Annotated in this window: 15 protein-coding genes; 12 read left to right on the forward strand and 3 right to left on the reverse strand. The window is 34.5% G+C overall.

Annotation, left to right across the window (positions count from 1 at the left end):
• The first annotated feature begins 45 nt into the window (after positions 1-45).
• The 6 genes from mqo (at position 46) to ACY191_RS02865 (ending at position 15,194) form a co-directional block, all read left to right on the forward strand.
• Positions 46-1,533 (forward strand): malate dehydrogenase (quinone), encoded by a 1,488-nt coding sequence (gene mqo / locus ACY191_RS02840; protein WP_042740517.1) that lies wholly within the window; start codon positions 46-48, stop codon positions 1,531-1,533.
• A gap of 368 nt (positions 1,534-1,901) precedes the next feature.
• Positions 1,902-2,258: a hypothetical protein gene (locus tag ACY191_RS02845; protein WP_042740516.1), complete on the forward strand. Its 357-nt coding sequence runs from the start codon at positions 1,902-1,904 to the stop codon at positions 2,256-2,258.
• A gap of 124 nt (positions 2,259-2,382) precedes the next feature.
• On the forward strand, positions 2,383-3,903 hold the full coding sequence (gene exaC, locus ACY191_RS02850; RefSeq protein WP_107527708.1) for an acetaldehyde dehydrogenase ExaC: 1,521 nt from the start codon (positions 2,383-2,385) through the stop codon (positions 3,901-3,903).
• 254 nt (positions 3,904-4,157) lie between these two features.
• A complete protein-coding gene (locus ACY191_RS02855; RefSeq protein WP_042740514.1) occupies positions 4,158-4,487 on the forward strand; it encodes a hypothetical protein in 330 nt (109 codons plus the stop codon).
• A gap of 331 nt (positions 4,488-4,818) precedes the next feature.
• Positions 4,819-14,784 (forward strand): Ig-like domain-containing protein, encoded by a 9,966-nt coding sequence (locus ACY191_RS02860; protein WP_463269898.1) that lies wholly within the window; start codon positions 4,819-4,821, stop codon positions 14,782-14,784.
• Positions 14,785-14,795: 11 nt separating this feature from the next.
• Positions 14,796-15,194 (forward strand): LPXTG cell wall anchor domain-containing protein, encoded by a 399-nt coding sequence (locus ACY191_RS02865; RefSeq protein ID WP_463269918.1) that lies wholly within the window; start codon positions 14,796-14,798, stop codon positions 15,192-15,194.
• Between the two features lie 82 nt (positions 15,195-15,276).
• Here the strand turns inward: ACY191_RS02865 and ACY191_RS02870 are convergent, their stop codons facing one another.
• From ACY191_RS02870 to ACY191_RS02880, 3 genes are all read right to left on the reverse strand, one after another.
• Positions 15,277-15,729, reverse strand: coding sequence for a hypothetical protein (locus ACY191_RS02870; protein ID WP_042740512.1), 453 nt, complete (start codon positions 15,727-15,729; stop codon positions 15,277-15,279).
• Positions 15,726-16,538 (reverse strand): DUF3100 domain-containing protein, encoded by an 813-nt coding sequence (locus ACY191_RS02875; protein WP_042740511.1) that lies wholly within the window; start codon positions 16,536-16,538, stop codon positions 15,726-15,728. Before ACY191_RS02875 ends, ACY191_RS02870 begins: the two co-directional genes overlap by 4 nt.
• Positions 16,539-16,885: 347 nt before the next feature.
• Positions 16,886-18,076 carry an MFS transporter gene (locus ACY191_RS02880; RefSeq protein ID WP_229366471.1) on the reverse strand — a complete coding sequence of 397 codons (1,191 nt, stop codon included), beginning with the start codon at positions 18,074-18,076 and terminating at the stop codon, positions 16,886-16,888.
• A gap of 115 nt (positions 18,077-18,191) precedes the next feature.
• Between ACY191_RS02880 and ACY191_RS02885 the strand changes: the two genes are divergently transcribed.
• From ACY191_RS02885 to ACY191_RS02910, 6 genes are all read left to right on the forward strand, one after another.
• Positions 18,192-19,076 carry a LysR family transcriptional regulator gene (locus ACY191_RS02885; protein WP_229366472.1) on the forward strand — a complete coding sequence of 295 codons (885 nt, stop codon included), beginning with the start codon at positions 18,192-18,194 and terminating at the stop codon, positions 19,074-19,076.
• Positions 19,077-19,303: 227 nt separating this feature from the next.
• Positions 19,304-20,266: a DUF4352 domain-containing protein gene (locus ACY191_RS02890; protein WP_463269899.1), complete on the forward strand. Its 963-nt coding sequence runs from the start codon at positions 19,304-19,306 to the stop codon at positions 20,264-20,266.
• A 38-nt stretch (positions 20,267-20,304) separates the two neighbouring features.
• Positions 20,305-20,655, forward strand: a complete 351-nt coding sequence (locus ACY191_RS02895; protein ID WP_229366475.1) for a DUF4064 domain-containing protein — start codon at positions 20,305-20,307, stop codon at positions 20,653-20,655.
• Positions 20,656-20,816: 161 nt separating this feature from the next.
• A complete protein-coding gene (locus tag ACY191_RS02900) occupies positions 20,817-21,563 on the forward strand; it encodes a glycerophosphodiester phosphodiesterase family protein (RefSeq protein ID WP_229366476.1) in 747 nt (248 codons plus the stop codon).
• 311 nt (positions 21,564-21,874) lie between these two features.
• A complete protein-coding gene (gene arr, locus ACY191_RS02905; RefSeq protein ID WP_042740505.1) occupies positions 21,875-22,315 on the forward strand; it encodes an NAD(+)--rifampin ADP-ribosyltransferase in 441 nt (146 codons plus the stop codon).
• A 202-nt stretch (positions 22,316-22,517) separates the two neighbouring features.
• On the forward strand, positions 22,518-23,459 hold the full coding sequence (locus ACY191_RS02910) for a mechanosensitive ion channel (protein ID WP_042740504.1): 942 nt from the start codon (positions 22,518-22,520) through the stop codon (positions 23,457-23,459).
• Positions 23,460-23,947: the final 488 nt, after the last annotated feature.

Below are 23,947 nucleotides of genomic sequence, written 5' to 3' on the forward strand. Positions count from 1 at the left end.
TTTGTGGGCTATTCAAAGAAGTGAATTATGAAAGGTGGTAAAAAAATGAGTGATTCAAACTCTAAAGACGTCATTTTAATTGGCGCGGGTGTTTTAAGTACAACATTCGGCTCATTTTTAAAAGATCTTGCACCAGATTGGAATATTAAACTTTTTGAAAGACTTGAGAAACCTGCAATTGAAAGTTCAAACGAACGAAATAATGCTGGTACTGGACATGCCGCATTATGTGAGTTGAACTATACAGTTGAACAAAAAGATGGTTCTATCGATATTGAAAAGGCAAAGGAAATCAATGAACAATTTGAGATTTCTAAACAATTTTGGTCTTACCTAGTTAAGACTAACCAAATTCAAAACCCTCAAGAATTTATTCGTCCTTTACCGCACATTAGTTTCGTACAAGGCGAACGTAATATTAATTTCTTGAAAAGACGTTTCGAAGCACTTTCTCCATTATCTATGTTTAAAGGCATCGAATATACGGAAGATCATGAAAAGCTGAAAGAATGGATTCCGTTAATGATGGATGGACGTAACCCAGAAGAGAAAGTTGCTGCTAGTAAGATAGATGAAGGTACTGACGTAAACTTTGGTGAACTTACTAGAAAAATGGCTAAAAACTTAAACGAACATGATAATGCTGAAATCTTCTATAAACATGAAGTTCAAGATTTCAACCGTCGTAAAGATGGCAAATGGGAAGTTAAAGTTAAAGACCTAAACACTAAAAAAGTAGAAACATATATCACTGATTATGTATTTATTGGTGCTGGTGGACATGCGATACCATTGTTACAAAAAACAGGTATCCCTGAAAGCAAACACTTAGGTGGTTTCCCAATTAGTGGTGCATTCTTAGTTTGTAACAATCCAAAGGTTGTTGCAGAACACGAAGCCAAAGTATATGGTAAAGAACCACCTGGCACACCTCCAATGACAGTACCACACTTAGATAGAAGATATATCCAAGATGAGAATACGTTACTATTTGGTCCATTTGCTGCAATTGGTCCTAAATTCTTGAAGAACGGTTCTAACTTAGATTTATTCAAATCGTTAAATACAAGTAATGTGGGTACAATGTTAGCATCAGCATTCAAAAACTTCCCATTAGTGAAATACTCTATCCAAGAAGTATTGGCTAAAAAGGAAGACCGTATGAAAGAGCTACGTAGATTTGTGCCTAATGCCAAAGACGAAGACTGGGATATTCATATCGCAGGTAAACGTGTTCAAGTTATCAAAGATACGAAAGAACATGGTCGAGGCTACATTCAATTTGGTACTGAGGTAGTTAACTCTAAAGATCATTCAGTTATCGCATTATTGGGTGAATCACCAGGGGCATCTACTTCTGTTTCTGTAGCATTAGAAGTATTAGAGAAAAACTTCCCTGAATATATCAAAGAATGGGATGGCAAGATTAAAGAAATGATTCCATCTTATGGACAATCATTAATCGAAGATTATGCTTTATTGAAAGAAATTAGACAGGCTACTGGTAATGAGCTTGATTTAATCAATAAATAATAAAGTGCTTTATGTTGTATGCTGTTGAAAAGCACTTCGGATATAAATCTGAGAAATAGAACTCGTAAATGAGTTTTATAATAAGCTCCCTTCAAATGTTTATTTTGAAGGGAGCTTTTATAATTAAACACTGCGTATTATTAATACGATTTACTAGTATAAGAATATGTCTCGAAATGCGTCTGCGATTCGTATTGTAATATCAGCAACTATGACACATTATTTTACATTAAAATATAGTAGGCTATTATCTATTCTTATTATAGTTGTAAAAATATTAAAATATAAATAATTATACATAATTTGTTGACAAAGAATTATATTAGAGTAAAAATATATTAAAAAGATAAACTATTGAGGTGTATATTTTGAAAGCGCGTATAGGATTTATTATTTTATCAGCAGTTTTGATTATTTTTACATTATTAGTTTGTGCAAAGTATTCGATAGGTGAACATGCAATTAGCTTTGAACAACCATACGAATTATTACTAAGTATTGCGACGATTTTATTATTATTTTTACCAGCACTTATCTTTGGAATCTTCAAGTATACAGCAACTGGCATCATATCAGGCATCTGGCAATTGTTCTTTGCTTTTATATTTATTATGGGTGGCTTGATACTTACATTTATATCACCGATTATCTTATTATTGTTTATGTTTTACTTAACAGGCATTGTCTTAATTGTTAGTGCCATCACATCAATGACAGTTAGATAGCTACATAATTTAGTTCATCCATTTTCACATATAATTCAAGTGAAAATGGAAAAAAATTCCTTCTGAAGAAAACGCTTACAATATTGTCCTATAGGGTATACAAGCGAATAGAGGAGGTTTTAATATGCTATATACAAATCCAACTGAGCAAGATGCGAAATACAAAGTGAAATCAACATATGCAAATTACATTGGAGGCACTTGGAAAGAACCGGAAGAAGGTCAATATTTTGATAACATTTCGCCTATTACAGGTGAAGTTTATGCACAGATTCCAAGATCAACAAAAGCAGACGTAGATTTGGCAGTTGCAGCAGCGAAAGAAGCACAGATTGAATGGGCAAAGCAATCACCTGCAGAACGTTCGCAACTATTGTTGAAAATTGCAGATAGGGTTGAGGAGAATTTAGAATATTTAGCTGTAATCGAAACATTTGATAACGGGAAACCGGTTAGAGAAACATTAGCTGCAGATTTACCGTTAGTTGTTGATCATTTTAGATATTTTGCAGGAGTTATTCGTGCTGAAGAAGGTGGTATTTCACAAATTGATAATGATACCGTTGCATATCATTACAAAGAACCACTAGGTGTTGTTGGTCAGATCATTCCATGGAACTTCCCATTGTTAATGGCGACATGGAAGATTGCGCCTGCATTAGTAACTGGAAATGCTGTCGTGTTAAAACCGGCAGAACAAACACCAGTTTCTATTTTGCACTTTATCGAATTAATTGAAGATCTATTACCAGCAGGAATTTTAAATGTAGTTAATGGCTTTGGGGCTGAAACAGGTGAAGCTTTAGCTACACATACAGAAATTAATAAAGTGGCTTTTACGGGAGAGACTACAACTGGAAAAATAATTATGAAAAATGCGAGCGATAATATTATTCCAGTGACGTTAGAATTAGGTGGTAAATCACCGAATATATTTTTTAAAGACATTATGGATGAAAATGATGAATATCTAGATAAAGCAGTTGAGGGATTAGTTATGTTTGCCTTGAATCAAGGTGAAGTCTGTACATGTCCATCCAGAGCGTTAATTCACGAAGATATTTATGATGACTTTATTGAGTTGTGCATAGATAAAGTGAACAAGATTAAACTTGGCAATCCTTTAGATGACACAACTATGGTGGGAGCACAAACTTCTAATGAACAACAAGAAAAGATTAAAAAATACTTAGATATTGGAAAATCTGAAGGAGCAGAAGTATTAGTTGGTGGGGGTATCCGTACCGAAGGAGACGACTTAGAGAATGGATTTTATATAGAACCTACAATTTTTAAAGGTACACAAGACATGAGAATTTTCCAAGAAGAAATATTTGGACCGGTACTATCTGTTGCGACATTTAAAGATGAAGCTGAAGCCTTGGAGATGGCGAATGATACAGAATACGGACTTGGTGCAGGACTATGGACTAGAAATCAAAATACTGCTTATCGAATTGGCCGTGGTATTCAAGCAGGTCGAGTATGGGTGAATAACTACCATACATATCCCGCACATGCAGCGTTTGGTGGTTATAAAATGAGCGGGATTGGTAGAGAAAATCACTTGATGATGCTAGAACACTATCAACAAACTAAAAATTTATTAGTGAGTTATGATACTAAACCAACAGGTCTTTTTTAGATTATATTTTAGGTAGAAAGCACACACAATTAAATATACTGCTTTAATTAGGAGATTGCTATTGAGCTCATCCATGAATGCCATTTTAAACGGATAAGATACGTGGTAAAGGATTAGTGATAGGAATCTCTTTTTCATTTTTAGTGGGAAAATCAATCCTTGCATATAAGTTGTGTAAAATTAAGAAAAAATGTTTTGTAATTGCCTGAAATGTATATACTATTAATAAATGATAAATAAAGTGGTGTGATTTGATGTATTTAATTGTTAGATATAGTATGGGTAATACACTTTTGTATCTAAGAAATGACAGAAAAGAGCCAATTAATTCTAGAGTCATTGCAATTTCAAATCAAGACTATATAAATCAATTAACGTTATATATTGAAGATTTAATCAAGAGCGTAGGTGCTAACGTTAATGTGATTCGCTTTATTGTATTAGAAATAAATGATATTAAATCATTACACTTAGATGCAGTGTGTATTGTTAGCCGAGTATTAGAAATGATTATAGGTACTAAAGTAATTGTAACAAATGATATTAATAGTTTTGATTATGACAAATATTTAAGAACGGCATAATTAAGATTTAAAATTAACACAAAGATTAACTCTGTGAATTAATTGTTAAAATGATTAATATAATGACATTAAAAGAGGTTTATTAGTGAAATTGAAATACTAATGAACCTCTTTTTATTGCGTTTAAAAATAGAATTAAAAAGGTGTTTTTCAATTTAAAATGTGATTTAAAGCATGCAATACGTACGCTTTGATTATGGGTTAATAAGATTGATATGTAATATTTTATAAAAATACGTTAATAATCTAAAATAAATACTTAAATTATTTATAGTATTGTTATAATATACATATTAGAATTGTTTACAATATAATAACGTGGAGGAATCTAATGAACAAAAATTGTAATAACATTTCGAGTCAAAAGAATAAATACTCGATTAGAAAGCTTACAGTTGGTACAGCATCTTTACTCATAGGTGCTACATTAGTGTTTGGATTAGGTAATGAGGCATACGCCGATGAATTAGCAAGCCAAGAAAAAAACAACACAGTTGCTAATTCAAACGAAAATTCCGAACCACATGAACAACAAGAGAGCACAACGGTAGACAAATCACAAGAGCAATCCATACAACAATCGACACAAGAGCAAACCGCATATGAAACAAAGCATATTGATGAAGCGCAACAGAGTACAAATGAAACAACGAGTAAACCTAATGCAATTCAACATGAGCACATAGATAAAGACGTTACTAACGAACACACGAGTAACGAAGAACAACAGAACAAAGAAGAAAGCATAGAGACACAAGCTGAACCAATTAACAATAAAGAAGAATCTGTGCTAACAGAACATAAACCAGAAGAAACAAAGCAACAGATTACTGAAGATGAAGCATCGACTGAAGAAAGAGAAACGTCATCGGTAGAAGCACCTGAGAATTCAAATGTAAACAATTCTATTAATAAACCACAGATTATTAGGCCCGAAGAACAAAAGAATGAAAATACAAAAGAAAATCGCAAAGTTAACGGGCAAGCACAGCCAGATAAGCAATCACAGAATAAAAAGCTTAGAAAAGTTGTTGCAACTCACGAACCATCAACACGTACATTAAAAAGAACAAAGCGCCAAACTACTGCGAACAGAGATAAGACAGAAGATGCGTCACTTGAGGCATTAAAGTACTCAGATAATTATACATTCCAAACTTTGATATTTGATCCTGAAAAATTGTTAAAGGATGATATCTTAAAAGGTAAAAATATTCCATTCAGAATTCATAGCTATATGACAGGAGCAAATTCAGGAGATCGTTTTAAGATTAATTTACAATTAGATGAAGTAATTGCGAATCATATTACTAAAATATCAGCTATTCCAGCTAACCAAACAACGCCCGTTGAATTTAACAGAGTAATTACACCAGAAGGAAAGAAAACTAATATTTGGCAAGTGAATTATATTAGAGCGAATAATGGTTTATTTGGAGGAGCTGAAATTTTAAGTCAATATACTGCTGAAGGCGGTATGATTGAATTAGACGATACAGTTGGCAATATCTTGAATGATGAAACAGATTTAGACGGCGATAAACTCAATTATTTAATTTATGTAAAAGACTCATTAGAAAATACAAAAATTAGAACATCTGAATCCAGTGGTTACTTTATAACAAAAGCTGACAAATCATTTACAAATTTAAAATTATCTACCTCAACAGCAGCGAATAGTGCATTTAAAGCAAGTTCTGGGTCAGTACAGTTTGACCCTACTATTGGCAAATATGGAGCATTCGTAGGAGACCAACAAATTTTAAAAAATGGAATATTAAATTATGGAGGACCATTATTAGATTTAGGACTCAATAAGCAGTGGGTTTATTTTTATAAAATTGATCCTAAATTAATTCCATTTGCAGAATCGATAGAATTGCACAAATATGACTTTAAAGGCCTAGCAGGCTTCGATAAAACATATTATGAAGAAACCTTAGTAGCAAAATTGCCGTTGAGTCAAAATGGTGAAGGATCAATTACTGCGTATGATTTAAACACTTTAATTGAATTTAATAATTCGCTACCTGAAACAGTTGGTATTAGAATTGTTGTTAAATTTAATCAATCACCTAATAATATTTTGATTAGAGATGGAAAGTTTGATGAAAATGGAAATATCATTCCAGGGACATCCAAAGTGAGAGAAGAATTTACGTTTTATGGTTATTTTACAGACCGTGAAGGTGGTTTAATAGAAAATACCTTTGGCACATCAACATATTATATCCAAGATAAAGATAGAGATGGCTTAACAGATAGCTTTGAAATTCATAGTTCTCATACTGATCCTGAAAATGCTGACACAGACAATGACGGAGATACAGATGGCAATGAATACATGAATTTAAGAACATCTCCATTAGTTGGCAAACCTAGAGTAGAAGCTGTCACTACAGACATGACTAAAATTCATGGCAGAGTTGATATTATGGATGGCGCTACAGAACAAGAAGTTACTATTGTTGACTCAGCTGATAAAGTGATCGGTAAAGGTAAAGTAGATATTTATGGACAATTTGATATTAAAGTATCCCATTTAACACCAGGTAAGTACACGGCTAACGTAATGTCGAAAAAATATATAAACCCCGAATCTACAACGTTTGATGTTATAGATATCACAAAGGCATTGAAGCCGACAATTGAGCCAGTAACTGATATTGATCCAAATATTGGAATACTAGGTTTGAGTGGCTCTACAATTACTGTCAAAGATGACAAAGGTAAATTTATTGGTCGCGTGGATATTGCTAAGGGTCAAACTGGCAACTTTATTATATTAAAGAAACCCTTAAAGGCAGGAACTGTTTTAATCGCTACAGCGAAGAGAGGAAAATATACTAGTATTCCTTCAGATCCTGTCACTGTTAAAGATAGTGCAGGCATAGCCCCACCAACAGTAAACCCAGTAATGAATAGAGATAAAAGTATAACTGGAACTACTGAACCAGAGACAATTGTTAGATTAATATTACCAGATAGTTCTGAAATATTATCCAAAGGTGATGAAAATGGAAGATTCGAAATCCAATTGCCAGCTGATTATAAGTTAAAAGTTGGAGAAGAACTTCAATTAGTGGCTATCAGTGGAAAAAGTATTGCATCAGAACCTACGACTGTTACTGTGGAAGGATATGTAGGATTCCCTATTGTGCAAACAGTAACGACTGAATCGAAAAAAATAACTGGTTTAGCTACTTCAGGGTCTTTGATTAGTGTGAAATTACCTGATGGCACATTGCTATATGGTGAAGTAGCAGATTCGGGAAATTTTGAAATTTTATTGCCGAGTTATATTAAATTTATTGGTGGAGAAAAAATAGATCTTTCTGCTACGAGTCAACCAGGAAACTTTGCTTTATCAACGTCAATTATAGTTCAAGATGCAACAGCGCCAGAACCTCCAACAGTCAATGAGTTTACTGATACAAGCACACAATTATCAGGTACAACTGAAGCTGGCGCAATTGTAAATGTGGAATTGCCAGATGGCTCTGAATTGAGTGGTCTAGCAGATGATCAAGGTAACTATACAATCGATTTTCCAACTAATAATAAGTTTAATGGTGGAGAAAGTATTAAGGTCACATCAACAGATGCTGCAGGAAATAAGTCTGAAGCGACAGTGATAGATGTGAAAGATACAACGCCACCAGTGGTTCCAACGGTGAGTGAAGTTACGAGCGAAAGTACACAAGTGACAGGCACAGGCGAAGCGGGTTCAACGGTTAAAGTAGAATTACCGGATGGTACCGTATTGAACGGAATCGTAGATGACCAAGGGAACTTTGAAATTGATCTTCCAACCAATAATAAGTTTAATGGTGGAGAACGCATTAAGGTCACATCAACAGATGCATCAGATAATAAGTCTGAAGAAACAGTGATAGATGTTAAAGATACAACGCCACCAGTGGCTCCAACGGTGGGCGAAGTTACGAGCGAAAGTACGCAAGTGACAGGTATAGGTGAAGCTGGCTCAACAGTTAAAGTAGAATTACCGGATGGCACAGAGATAACAGGTGTAGCGGATGACCAAGGAAACTACACAATCGACCTTCCAGCTAATATGAAATTCAACGGTGGAGAAAGTATTAAGGTTACATCCACAGATGTGTCAGGTAATAAGTCTAATGAAACAGTGATAGATGTTAAAGATACAACACCACCAGTCGCACCAACGGTGAATGAAGTTACGAGTGAAAGTACACAAGTAACGGGTACAGGTGAACCAGGAAGTACAGTCATGATAGAATTGTCGGATGCTACAGATTTATTTGGTAGAGTAGATAATCAAGGTCATTTTACGATAGATATTCCGTCAAACAAGAGATTTAGTGGGGGAGAACGTATCAAAGTCGCATCAATCGACACATCAGGTAATAAATCTAAAGAAATAGTCATAGATGTAAAAGATACAACGCCACCAGTTGCACCAACAGTGAGCGAAATTACAAGTGAAAGTACGCAAGTGACAGGCACAGGTGAACCAGGCTCAACAGTGAAAGTTGAATTGCTTGATGGTACAGTATTGGATGGAGTCGCAGATGATCAAGGCAATTACACAATCGCCCTTCCAACTAATAAGAAATTTAATGGTGGAGAAAGTATTAAGATCACATCAACAGATGCGTCAGGTAATAAGTCTAATGAAACAGTAATAGATGTAAAAGATACAACACCACCAGTTGCACCAATGGTGAGCGAAGTTACAAGTGAAAGTACGCAAGTAACGGGTACAGGTGAACCAGGTTCAACAGTTAAGGTTGAATTACCAGATGGAACAGAGTTAACAGGTGTAGCAGATGATCAAGGCAATTACGTTATTGATCTGCCAGCTAATAAGAAATTTAACGGTGGAGAAAGTATTAAGGTCACATCAACAGATGCATCAGGTAATAAGTCTGGTGAAACAGTGATAGATGTAAAAGATACAACACCACCAGTGGCACCGACGGTGAGTGAAGTCACAAGTGAAAGTACACAAGTAACAGGTACAGGCGAGCCAGGAAGTATAGTTAAGGTAGAATTACCGGACGGTACAGAATTATCCGCAGTGACAGATGATCAAGGTAACTATACAATCGATCTCCCAAGTAATAAGAAATTTAATGGTGGAGAAAGTATTAAGGTGACATCAACAGATGCGTCAGGTAATAAGTCTAATGAAACAGTAATAGATGTAAAAGATACAACGCCGCCAGTCGCACCGACGGTGAGTGAGGTTACAAGTGAAAGTACGCAAGTAACGGGTACAGGTGAACCAGGCTCAACAGTTAAGGTAGAATTACCTGATGGTACAGTATTGGATGGAGTCGCAGATGATCAAGGAAACTACACAATCGATCTTCCAACTAATAAGAAATTCCAAGGTGGAGAAAGTATTAAGGTTACATCAACAGATGCGTCAGGCAACAAGTCTGATGACACAGTCATAGATGTGAAGGATACAACACCACCAGTGGCACCAACGGTGAGTGAGGTTACAAGTGAAAGTACACAAGTAACAGGCACAGGTGAACCAGGCTCAACAGTGAAAGTTGAGTTACCGGATGGAACAGAGTTAACAGGTGTAGCGGATGACCAAGGTAACTATACAATCGATTTCCCAAGTAATAAGAAATTTAACGGTGGAGAAAGTATTAAGGTCACATCAACAGATGCATCAGGTAATAAATCTGGTGAAACAGTGATAGATGTGAAAGATACCACACCACCAGTAGCACCAACGGTGAGTGAGTTTACAAGTGAAAGTACGCAAGTAACAGGCACAGGAGAGCCAGGAAGTACGGTTAAGGTAGAGTTACCTGATGGAACAGAGTTAACTGCAATAGCTGACGACCAAGGAAACTACACAATCGATCTCCCAAGTAATAAGAAATTTAACGGTGGAGAAAGTATTAAGGTCACATCAACAGATGCATCAGGTAATAAATCTGGTGAAACAGTGATAGATGTGAAAGATACCACACCACCAGTAGCACCAACAGTGAGCGAAATTACAAGTGAAAGTACACAAGTCACAGGTACAGGTGAACCAGGAAGTACTGTAAAAGTTGAGTTACCAGACGGCACAGAGATAACAGGTGTAGCGAATGATCAAGGTAACTATACAATCGATCTCCCAAGTAATAAGAAATTTAACGGTGGAGAAAGTATTAAGATCACATCAACAGATGCATCAGGTAATAAATCTGATGAGAAAGTCATAGATGTAAAAGATACAACGTCACCAGTGGCACCAACGGTGAGTGAGGTTACAAGTGAAAGTACGCAAGTGACAGGCACAGGCGAACCAGGCTCAACGGTTAAAGTAGAATTACCGGACGGCACAGAATTATCAGCAGTCACAGATGACCAAGGAAACTACACAATCGATCTTCCAACTAATAAGAAATTCAATGGTGGAGAAAGCATTAAAGTTACATCAACAGATGCATCAGGCAATAAATCTGATGAGAAAGTTATAGATGTAAAAGATACAACGCCACCAGTGGCACCAACGGTGAGCGAAGTTACGAGTGAAAGTACGCAAGTAACGGGTACAGGCGAACCAGGCTCAACAGTGAAAGTTGAATTGCCAGATGGAACAGAGTTAACAGGTGTAGCGGATGATCAAGGAAACTACACAATCGACCTTCCAACTAATAAAAAATTCCAAGGTGGAGAAAGTATTAAAGTCACATCGACAGATGCATCAGGTAACAAATCTGATGAGAAAGTCATAGATGTAAAAGATACAACGCCACCAGTGGCACCGACGGTGAGTGAGGTTACAAGTGAAAGTACGCAAGTAACAGGGACAGGCGAGCCGGGCTCAACAGTAAAAGTTGAGTTGCCGAATGGTACAGAATTAATAAGTGTTGTAGATGACCAAGGCAATTATGTCATTGATATCCCATCAAACATTAAATTCAGTGGCGGAGAAAGTATTAAGGTGACATCAACAGATGCATCAAGCAACAAATCTAAAGAAACAACAATTGAAGTAAGAGATGTTACACCTCCTAAACCACCAACAGTGCTTCCTATTACAAGTGAAAGTACACAAATTAGTGGTCTAGCTGAACCAAATGCCAAGATTAAATTAACAATTGCAGGTGGAAATGAATTAACAGCTGTAGCAAATGATCAAGGTATTTACGTTATAGCTCTTCCGAATGGATGGATTCTTGATGGTGAAGAAGATGTGAATGTGTATGCAATTGATGCATCAGGAAATGTTTCATTACCTACTTATATAAGGGTTTTAGATGTAACAGCACCAGAAGAGCCAATAGTAAATCCAATTACTAGTGAAAGTACACAAATCACGGGTACAACTGAACCTGGAGCGACAATTAAAGTCGAGTTACCTTATGGAACAGTACTCACTGGCAAAGCAGATGACCAAGGTGACTACACTATTATTGTTGATGATGCCAACCGTTTCCGTGGTGGAGAAAAAGTGGAAATTACAGCAACAGATGATGCAGGTAATAAATCAGAAGTTATTGTAATTGATGTTAAGGATACAACACCGCCACTAGTACCAACAGTAAGTCCTTTTACAAGTAAAGATACGTTGATTAGTGGTACTGCCGAGCCAGATTCTATAGTTAAGGTATTACTTCCAGATGGTACAGAATTAACAGCTACAGCAAATCTACAAGGCAATTATTTGATTGATATTCCAAACAATCAAAAATTCCAAGGTGGAGAAAAAATTAAATTAACAGCTACAGATCAATCGGGTAATACATCACATGTAGCAACAATCGATGTAGAAGATAAGACACCACCAACACCACCTACAATCGGTAAATTAACGAGTGAAAGTATGGAAATATCAGGAACTAGCGAACCTGGAGCAAAAATAATTATGGTGTTACCTGATGATTCAGAGTTAACAGCAGTGGCAGATGATCAAGGAAATTATACAATTGATTTGTATGACACAATTTTTGCTGGAAATGAAACACTCAGAGTGACTGCGACAGATTTAGCAAGTAATAAATCAGAAGCAACAATCATACAAGTTATAGATGCTACACCACCTGAAGCACCAAAGGTAAATCAAGTTACAAGTGATGATAATAAAGTCGCTGGAACAAGTGAAGAAAATACAACAGTAACACTTACACTACCAGATGGCACAGAATTAACGGGTCAAACAGACGATCAAGGTAACTACACAATAGATATACCTGCTAATAAGCAATTCCAAGGTGGGGAAAGTATCCAATTAACTACAACGGATGCAGCAGGAAATAAATCAACAGTAACAATCATAAATGTTGCTGATGTCACACCACCTGTTGTACCAAGCGTAAATCCTATTACAACTGAAAGTACTACAATCACTGGTACAGGTGAACCACAAGCAGTAGTAAGAGTAGAACTACCAGATGGAACGTATTTAGTTCAACATATTGATGATCAAGGTAATTATTCAATAGATATACCTTCTAATACTAAATTCCAAGGTGGAGAACAACTTAAAGTAATATCAATTGATAAATCATTTAATATTTCGGAAGAGAAAGTAATAAATGTGAAAGATGTTACACCGCCAAAAGAGCCAGTTGTTTACCCAATTATTAGCTTTAGCCAAGGTGTATCTGGTTTCTCAGAACCTGATGCATTGATTACAATTAAATTACCAAGTGGAGAGTTACTTAAAGGAAAAGCTGATAATAATGGCTCCTACATGGTACCTTGGAAAGATGGCTTTGAATTACAAGGTGGGGAAGTTATAGAGGTATTTGCCACTGATGCAGCTGGTAATGATTCTACAACAGTACGTTCTACAGTCATTGATAGAACACCACCAGAGGAACCAACAGTGAATGAAATTACAAGTGAAAGTAAAGTGATTTCTGGTAATACAGAACCACTTGCGACAATAATAGTAGAAGCAGCATATAAACCTACACTTACTGTTGAAGCTGATCAAAACGGTAATTTCACATTACAATTACCTAAAGATTATGGATTACAAGGTGGAGAACAACTTAAGGTAATTTCTATGGATAAAGAGGGCAATCAATCTGATGTATTGAGAGTTTCTGTGACAGATGTTACACCTCCAAAATCGCCATTAATTGATGAAATCACAAGCGAAAGTAAAGCAATTACTGGTGAAGCAGAGCCATTGTCTATAATAGAAGTCAATATTTCAAATGGCACTAAGATTAAAGGGAAAACAGATGGATTTGGTAACTTTATAATCTTACTACCTGATAATATGAAATTAAATGGTGGAGAAACAATTGAGGCGATTGCAACAGATATCTCAGGCAATGCTTCGAAACCAACAAGACTGACAGTCGTTGATAATACACCGCCATCGATACCGACTGTAAATGATCTAACAAGTGAAGATACAATGATTACTGGTACAGGTGAGGTCGGTAGTACAGTCAGTGTTAAATTACCAGATGGTACAGTACTTAAGAAATTAGTAGATAATAAAGGTCAATATACTATAGAATTACCGAATAAAGTAAAATTTAAAGGTGGAGAAAGTCTGCAAGTTATTGCAACTGATAAAGCAGGCAATCAATCGGCTGCACTAGAAATAATAGTAGAAGATACAACACCACCTGTTATGCCAAAAATTGATTCGTTTACAACTGAAAGTAAGCAATTAACAGGTATCACAGAACCAGATGCGGTTGTGAATGTTCAATTACCTACAAGTGAAAAATTATCTATAAAAGCTGACGATAAAGGTGCTTTTGCTATAGATTTACCTTCTGGATTAGTATTTAAAGGTGGAGAAAAGCTAAGTATTACCGCAACAGATGCTCAAGGTAATGAAACATCTCCAATTATAATCATTGTTAAAGATACAACAATTCCAGAAACACCTAAAGTAAATAAAGTGACAAGTGAAAGTACTCATATTACTGGTACAGCAGAACCAGGAGCTCTTGTAAAAGTTAAACTACCAAATGGTAAAGTTATATCTACAAAAGTGGATAAACAAGGAAATTACAAAGTGAAAATTCCTAATAACTTTAAATTAAATGGTGGAGAATCATTGATTATTACAGCAACGGACGTGTCTGGTAATACATCAGAAGAAATTACTGTTAAAGTTACTGATAATACAGCACCGACAAATCCTAATGTAAATCCAATAGATAAAGATAGCAAAAATATTTCAGGAACTGCTGAAGCAAATGCAACTATTAAGATTAAATTACCGAATGGTAAAGTTTTAGTTGGAAATGCAGATAGCAAAGGTAGATTTGATATTAAAGTTCCAGAGACTGTAGATTTGATATTAAAGTTCCAGAGACTGTAGATTTGAGTAAAATGAAATCTATTAAAGTGATTGCTATTGATGCTAATGGTAATGCATCCAATGAAGTAAATGTAGACATTGAACAAACAAATCATACTCAAGATGTAAACCAGAATAATGGAACTGCAAATGACCAACAAAGTAATATCAGTCATAGTCAGGCATTAGATTATGTACAAAGTGATATTGAGCAAGACTTGAATGGACAACACGATGCAGATAAATCAATGAATTCAGATCATGAGAACGAACCAAATGGTAGCAACCACGAGCAAGGTGAATTACCATCAACAGGACAAAATGATGCTGTGAATACAACAGCTTATGGTAGTCTGATGGCACTAATTGGTTCAGCGTTATTGTTTACTAGACGCAGAAAAAACAATGACAAAAATAAGCAAGATAATTAAATAGATGCAAGTCTCCCTAACCATTAACTTGGATTAGGGAGACTTTTTTAATAAGTGATAATGGATGAGCTTTATTTTCGGATTATACTAATCCTTGAATACGCAAGATGATTTCTGCAACTAAGGCAGCACCAAGATAGGTACTGATTAACATTACAATGCCAATGATAACAGTCTTCCAACCTAATTTTGCGAAGTCGACCCAAGAGCTACCGATTGAAACGCCCGCATATGCAACAACTGGCGTGGCAAGGGACAGTAATTCAACTTGTTCAGTCCACTTTACGATATATGAGGAACCTGGCATGCCAGGGATTGTGAGTATTAAACCAATAATGCCAATGTAGGCGATACTAGGAACATTAAATGGAAGTAATTGATGTAATATTAAACCTATAAATGCGATAAACATAAGTGATAAGATACCAGGTAATGCTTTGAAAGGCATTATACTCTGTCCGATCCAATTACTGATAAGTGAAATAAACCCAACAACAATAAGTGTGAGAAACCAGTCTAAATATTTAGATGTCATTCTATTTCTTCTCCTTTGCTACTGAATTTTCCTTTTATGGCCATCATTAATTGATAGTATTTTTGTGTTAATGGGAGAGCTATAAGTATACCGATATATAATCCTGTCACTGATGTCAGTAAGTTACTTACCCCTGAAAAAGCAGTGATCGTACTTGCTTGATCTGGATACATTGAAACCAAAGGACCTAATGCGGCAGCTGTCATAACACCACTACCTACACCAGATGCCATAGCATATGCAAGTGGACTTAGTGGAACAATAGAAATGATTAATCCAGCAAATATACTAAAGAAAATAGCACCAAATATGGTTCCGAATATGTAAATAGACATAACACCGCGCCATTCAGGAGACGATATGCCGAATTTTTCAGTAATCAAAGCTAAATTTGCTTCTCTACCAATAGAATGAGTCATTCCGATAGCTTCTTTGCGTAATCCCAAAACTAAAGCTAGTGGTAATGCGAAGATTATAGTAGCTAGGTGCCCAATTTCTTGTAGTATTAAGGCTGGCCCAGCAGCGATAATTTTGGGTAAAGCTGGACCTGCTTCAACACCGAATTTCGCGATAAGTAACGCTACAGAAATAAAAACCATTGATTCCGCATGTTTAGCTTGTGTCTTTTTAATTATTGGTGTGAAATAAACGGCTAAACCTAGTAATACGGCATATACTACTGGTAATAACAGGAGTGACGTAGGACCTAAAGGGATTTTATGTGTTCCGATGAATTCAGATATAATCATTATGACGAAGACGATGCCATGTAGACGCCAATCTTTCCATAAGCTCGTTTTTGCTTTCATAGTGTATAACCTCCATATATAATTTTGAATTTTCTGACATTAATAGCGTCTATTTTATACTTATTTTTCTGAAAATTAAAGGGCGTAAAAAAGATTTTTAAAAAAGTTAGTTTCTAACGAGGTGAGCTAAGTGCAATTAATGAAAAGTGATAATGTTACAGAATATAATATATATGAAAGTAAGAGAGCCCACCATGATAGATGAGCGCTCTTGTTGCTTTGTAGAAAAACTTATTAGCATTGTGATGCTTTTAAAAAAATTATAGTTAGCGTTGCGATGCTTTTTCTAAAAATATAACTATTGGTTATTAGGAATTTAATCAGAACAGTAATTAATAATTGAATAATCAACGCTGTTTAATAGTCATCGAAATGATAAAGGCAATTGCCATAAATATAGTGATCATTGCGACGACGCCAGGCCATTGAAACATACCATAAAAATAACCTGCTAAAGTACCACCAACTGAAGAACCAATATAATAAAACAGCAAGTATAAACTAGAGGCTTGAGCTTTATGATGTTCTGCTCTACCTGCAACGACTGCACTGGCAATAGCATGACCGCTAAAAAAGGCGTAAACACTAAATGCGAGACCAAGTATTTTAAATGGAAGCGGTGGTAACAATGTAATCCAAATACCAACAATAAGTAGTAGAATACTGAATTTTAATGCATTTAATGTGCCTAATGCGCGGCGTAATTTGGCATTTAGAATTGAGGACAACATGCCAATTAAAAATAATAAATAGATAAAGCTAATAATTGTATCATGTAATTGATAAGGCTTTGAAGCTAAGACAAAGCTGATATAGTTGAAAGCAGCTATATTACAGCCCAATAATAGAAAACCAACCATAAATGGCTTCAACAATCTAACATTTTTAAGGTGTTGGCTATAACTTTTGAGTAATTCTGTAATTGAAAAGCGTTGCTTTTCAAAGTGTTGTGAAGTTGGTAATAAAAATGAAAATAAAATTGCAGCAATGACACTGATAATACCTATGGACAATAAACCGATTTGGTAACCATATATACTGGATATGATACCTGTAAATATTCTGCCGAATGCGCCACCGAAAGCATTTCCGCTAATATAAATACCCATAGCTGCTGGGAGACTTCGCGCAGATACTTCTTCGCCGATATATGCCATAGCAATAGAAGGGAGACCTGCTAAACAAATGCCTTGGATAAAACGAATAATTAGAAACACATTGAAATCTGTAATAAATGATTGCAATAACGCTAATAGTGATACTGAAATCACAGAAAATATCATTATCGGCTTTCGACCAATAACCTCTGATATTGCACCAAAAAATAGCATGGCAAGCGCTAGTGTTAATGTTGTGACAGATAAAGCTAAACTTGCTACAGTCTCACTAACATTAAATGATTTTGTGAAATGAGGTATAAGTGGTTGAACACTATACAGAATTGAAAAAATAGTGAACCCGGAGATAAAGAGTGCAATAATAATTTTTGCATATGCCTTAGTCCCTTTTTCTACGAAATTGTTTGTTTGATAATCCAATGAAATTTACCTCACTTTTAGTTGATAGATTTATCGTAGCATGTATATAATGATTTAAAAAATGCATAATTATCATATAACTTATGCGTTTATAGCATAAGGGAGGGCCTTTAAAATGGAATGGCATCATTTTGAATACTTTAAACAGTTAGCTAAATTAGAAAATATGTCTGAAACTGCGAAGATTTTAAATGTAAGTCAATCTGCATTAAGTAGAGCTATTAAAAACTTAGAAAAGGAATTAGGTGTGCCACTATTTAATAGAATCGGAAGAAAGTTGAAGCTGAACCAGTATGGTATAGACTTTTTATATACAACGAATAATATTGTGGGAGAAATGGAAATATATAAGAATCAAGTCGCACATGATACTAATATTGAAAGTGGGAAATTGACGATTGGTTTCTTGCATTCAGTAGGTGTGACATACATTTCAGATTTTCTGAAAGCCTTTAAAAAGAAATTTCCAAAGGTACGTCTGAAATTAATTCAAAATCATGCCAAAAAATTGCTAGAAATGTTAGATGATGGAGAAGTGGATATCATCGTTACTACAGTATCTGAAATAACACCTAATACTCAATTTGAACCACTGTTAGAAGAGGAATTATACATCACGTTAAATGACACACATCCATTAGCGCACCATGATCAGATTTCGATCAAAGCTTTATACGATGAAAAGTTCATACTATTAAAGCAAAATTATGTGTTGAGAGAACAGATTGATGAATTGTTTAAGCATTTTGATTTTGTTCCTGAAATTAACTTTGAAGGAGATGAAACGATAACAATTGCGGCATTCATAAGTTCAGGATTAGGGATTTCAATTTTACCGCATTTACGAAATATACAAATTGCGAATTTAAAACAAATACCAATCAGTGACTACGTAGCTAATAGAAAAATTGGACTCTGTTATAAAACTAAAAACCAATCCGTCCCGATTATCAATCAGACTAGGAAAAGTTTAATCGACTATTTTCAAAGCGTGAAATAGAGTGGTAGGGAATAGTGACAATTAGTTAGGAAAATAAGTAGACCTATGGGTCTGCTTATTTTTTTAACTAATTATGGAGAAAATAATTAAAATTTTAAAAATCTTAAGGAAACATATTGATTTTAATTAAAAATATTATAGAATTATAGAAGGTTGATTAAATAAATAATATGATGGTGTTATGCATACATGTGTGGAGGGATTAAATAAAAAGGTTTTTAATTATTATGGTTTTGGGGATTTTTGTATTAGCTGGCTGTGACATTAATTTAAATACATCTAGCGATAACAGGGACAGTGAAGAGAATTCGAGAAAATCTGATAAAGCTAAAGCAACTTCGAAAATGAAGGACTTTAAAATAGGACAAGTTATAGATGCTGATGGTGTTGATGTAAAAGTTACAAAAGTGGAATTTGTAAATGATTATGATGAATACAGTGCACCAGAAAACGGAAAAGCAATTAAAGTATATCTAAAGTTTAAAAATAACAATGATGAACAGGTGTTAGTGGATTCAACTGATTTCAGTATGAAAGTGGATAATGAAAACTATCAAGAATGGTTTGGCAATGAAGATGTAAATGATGGATTTACTCACCAATTAAACAAAGGGAATACTGCATCAGGTTATATTACATATGATGTACCAGATAGTGAAGAGTATACTTTAGAAATGGATGCTACCCCTAACTTTGAAAGTGTAAAAGCACGTTGGAAAATTAAAAAATCTGACATTAAAGAAGGTAATAAAGGAAACGTTAGTCAAACATCAACACCTGTTGAAACAGAAGATACATCTGATGAAGATACATCTGATAGTGAGGATACAGAAAGTGATGATACACCATATACTGCGGAAATGTATAACGATTTAGTTGATGAATACAATAGTTTAACAGATGGAGAAAAGATGGATCATGTGGATCATGACGTTTTAGAAATTGAATATACACAATTAGAAGATCGTATAGAAGCATTATATGACAAACAAATAGAAGAAGAAGATAAAGCTCTAGAAGAAGAATTACAGCGTGAAGAAGAAGAATATGAAAAAGAAATGGATGAAATAGATAAGCAATACGAGGAAGACATGAAAGAATTAGAAGAGGAAGAATCCTCTGAAAGTGAAGATACTTCAGCTGATGATAGTGAAATGCCTGAAGAAAATGCTAAAGGAACTACAGAATAAAGAGATATAAAAAATTTAAATAATGGAGGAATTGTGAGATGAACAATAATCATTATGTGAGACCAACAAATCGTGTTGCGGAAATGATATTAGGTATACTGGGGAGTGTATTTGGAATTCTAGGTGGTCTATTCGCTATTATGCTTGGAGGAATTGGTTCAGAATTTGGAGATGCAGATAGTGCGAGTATAGGTGGCTTAGGAACTGCTGTAATCTTAACCTGTATTATCACGTTGATACTAAGCTGTATTATCAATAAACAACGTATTGTTATGGGGATTCTGTTAATTATTGGTGGAATTTTAAATATGATATTTATCGGCTTTTTCGGAATTTTATCTGGAATTTTAATTTTGGTAGCAGGTATTTTAGCATTAGTAAGAAAATAACTCAAAAAGCGCAAGGTTTATAACAATCCTTGCGCTTTTTGATATAAATGTACTTTATTTATATCTAGTATATATGATAACTAAGCAATCGCATTTATTTTGATTATTTGTATTATCATGTTTATCATGATTATAAATAATATATTGAAGGAGTAGAATCTATGTTTACGATATATGGTCACAGAGGTTTACCGAGTAAGGCACCTGAAAATACACTTGCTTCATTCAAAGAAGCTGCTTCTACACGAGGTTTGAAATGGGTGGAATTAGATGTAGCTATCACGAAAGATGAACAATTAATTATTGTGCATGATGATTTTTTAGAGAGAACTACAAATCATAAGGGTGAAATAACGCAAGTTGCATATGACCAAATTAAATCTGCTTCAGCTGGCAGTTGGCATAGTACGGAGTTTGAAAATGAAAAGATTCCTACATTTGATGATGTGATTACATTTGCCAATGAAACGCATATGAATATAAATGTTGAATTGAAGGGGGTTTCTGGCCCGGACGGAACACGTTTGTCTGAAAGTATGGTGCAACAAGTTGCTGAGAAACTTGCTTCTCTTGAAGATGGCATTGATGTGATGATTTCAAGCTTTAACATACCGTTATTAAAGCTTGCGGAAACATACATGCCACAGTACCGTAGAGCAGTTATATTTAAGGCGGTTGCCTTTAAAGCAGATTGGCGAACAATTTTGGATTTCTGTGGATCTAAGATTGTTAATATTGAAGATGCGAAGTTGACGCAAAATCGTGTTGAAATGATTCGTAATGCAGGATTTGATTTGAATGTTTGGACAGTAAATAAAAAAGAACGTGCCAATCAACTTGCGAATTGGGGCGCTACAGGTATTTTTACTGATAAAGCTGATGCGATGATACATTTGGAAAGAGATTAATGACAAGATTGTAAGAATAGATGTATTTGACAGAAACAGCATTTAGTTAATTTAATTAAGTCGATTTAGTTAGATTTAGTTAGATTTAGTTAGATTTAGTAACAAAACCCTTAGATGAATTTGAACATTCATTTAAGGGTTATTTTTATAAAATAATATGTAATGATGTACTAAATTAAGATGCAAGCATTGAATATTTATGATTACCTTTGCTTTCATTATACGCTAAAATTTGTTTGAGAAAAAGGCTATTAGTTTTTACGTAATCGTTTTATACTCATTATCGAATAAAAATGAGGGAGTGTTGTGCGATGGCAAATAATACAGTTGAATCGGTGATTGATAATGGTCCGTTTTTTCATGGAACAAAAGCTCAATTAAATGTTGGTGATTTATTAGTGCCCAAAAGACAATCAAATTATCAAGATAGAATAATGAATCATATCTATTTCACTGCTACTTTGGAAGCGGCAAAATGGGGTGCAGAGTTAGCAGTTGCGCTTTCTAACACAGCAGAAATTCAAGATGAACGTATTTATATTGTTGAGCCGTTAGGTGAATTTGAGAATGATCCAAATGTCACGGATAAAAAGTTTCCAGGGAATCCTACAAGGTCTTATCGGTCGAAAGCACCTTTGAAGATAGTAGGAGAGTTAGCAACATGGGAACGCCACAGTGATGATGTAATCAATGAAATGCTAGATGGCCTTCAGCAATTAAGGGCAACTGGTGCCGATATTATTGAAGATTAAGCATTTATAAAAAGTGTATGTGATTCAAATGTATATATAATTAAAATTCAAATCGCTCTTTATAATTCATTCACTTACAAATCATGAAATACAATTCCTCTGAAATTTATCACTAAATTTAAAAGTTTTTTCTAAAAAATATATAAAATAAGATTATTTAGAATTTACTAGGGTAAATTGACAAAAAAGGAGGCGAATTATCATGAATAAAGTATTAAGTTCTTTGATGGGAGTAGTGGATAGTATTATTAGCTTTCTCCCTAATATCATTGGTGCATTAATATTCTTACTAATTGCATGGATAATTGCAGTTATTGTTAAAAAAGTTATAGTAAAAGGATTAGGTGCACTTGGTTTTGAAGAGTGGTTACAAAAGAAAGGTCTAGTAGATGCTGGAAAGGGCAAATCTGAATCAGAAGGTATTATTCAAACATTCGGTAAATTAGCTTATTTCTTAGTATTCTTATTATTCCTACCATCAGTATTTGATTCATTGAATATGCAATCAGTATCTAAACCAATTAAAGGTATGATGAGTAGTATACTTAATTTCTCACCTAAAATCATTGTAGCTGTCATTATATTGGTATTAGGTATTTTTATTGCCAAAGTGTTAGGTACATTAGTGAAAAATATTCTAGGTAGTCTCAATGTGAGTCGTTTTAATAAATATGTTAATTTCGGCGAAAATAAAGACAGCATTGATATACCAACTGCAACAGGCTGGGTTATTACAGCGCTAATTGGTTTATTCTTCACTGTACAAGCTTTGAATACAGTTAATTTATCAGTGTTAAATAAAATTGGTGAAGCAATCATTGGTTATTTACCATTAGTTATTTCAGCAGTGATTATCTTAGCATTAGGTTTAATTGGCGGCAATTTAATCTCTAAATTGATTAATAAATCAACAGGTAACGCAATGTTAGCTGAAATTGTTAAGTATTTAGTGATTATTGTTTCTGTATTCATGACTTTAGATCAATTAAACTTTGCGCAAAGCATTGTTAATGTTGCGTTCTTATTAATCCTAGGTGCTGTTGCTGTAGCATTTGCTATCGCATTCGGTATCGGTGGTAAATCATTTGCTGAGAAACAGTTAAATAAATTCTCAGATAAAATTGATTCAGACAAAAAACAATAATTTGCATAATTAAAATTTAACAACGCATTGTGTATTATACGTTGTTAAATACTGAAGCGTCTGGGACATCAATCCCAGCATGAAGCCCATCAAAGATCAAAACCTTTGGTGGGCTTGTTTTTGCTCACTTACATAGAGGCTAGGTCGCTCCTCGGTCACGACACGCATCCTAATCCCTCTGGTGTCTTACAAACCAAGCGCAGTTTTTATATGTTATCACTACAAAAATAAGATACTTTATAAGGAATTAATTGAAACAGAAATTATTCCAGAGATAAAAACAAGAAATGAATAACGGGTTAAAAGATGAAGATTTAAATAAAATAACATGTTCATTATTGTAATTTTAAATGATTTTTGTGTACTTTATCTTTCGATTTTGATGGATAAACTTACAAATATAGAAAAACGTGAAAGAATCATATTGTCATAACGATAGAATCAGTGTATTTTTATTATGTAAAGCGAAAATAATGGTGACTAACATT

The sequence above is a fragment of the Staphylococcus sp. TCBT05 genome, assembly GCF_055179755.1.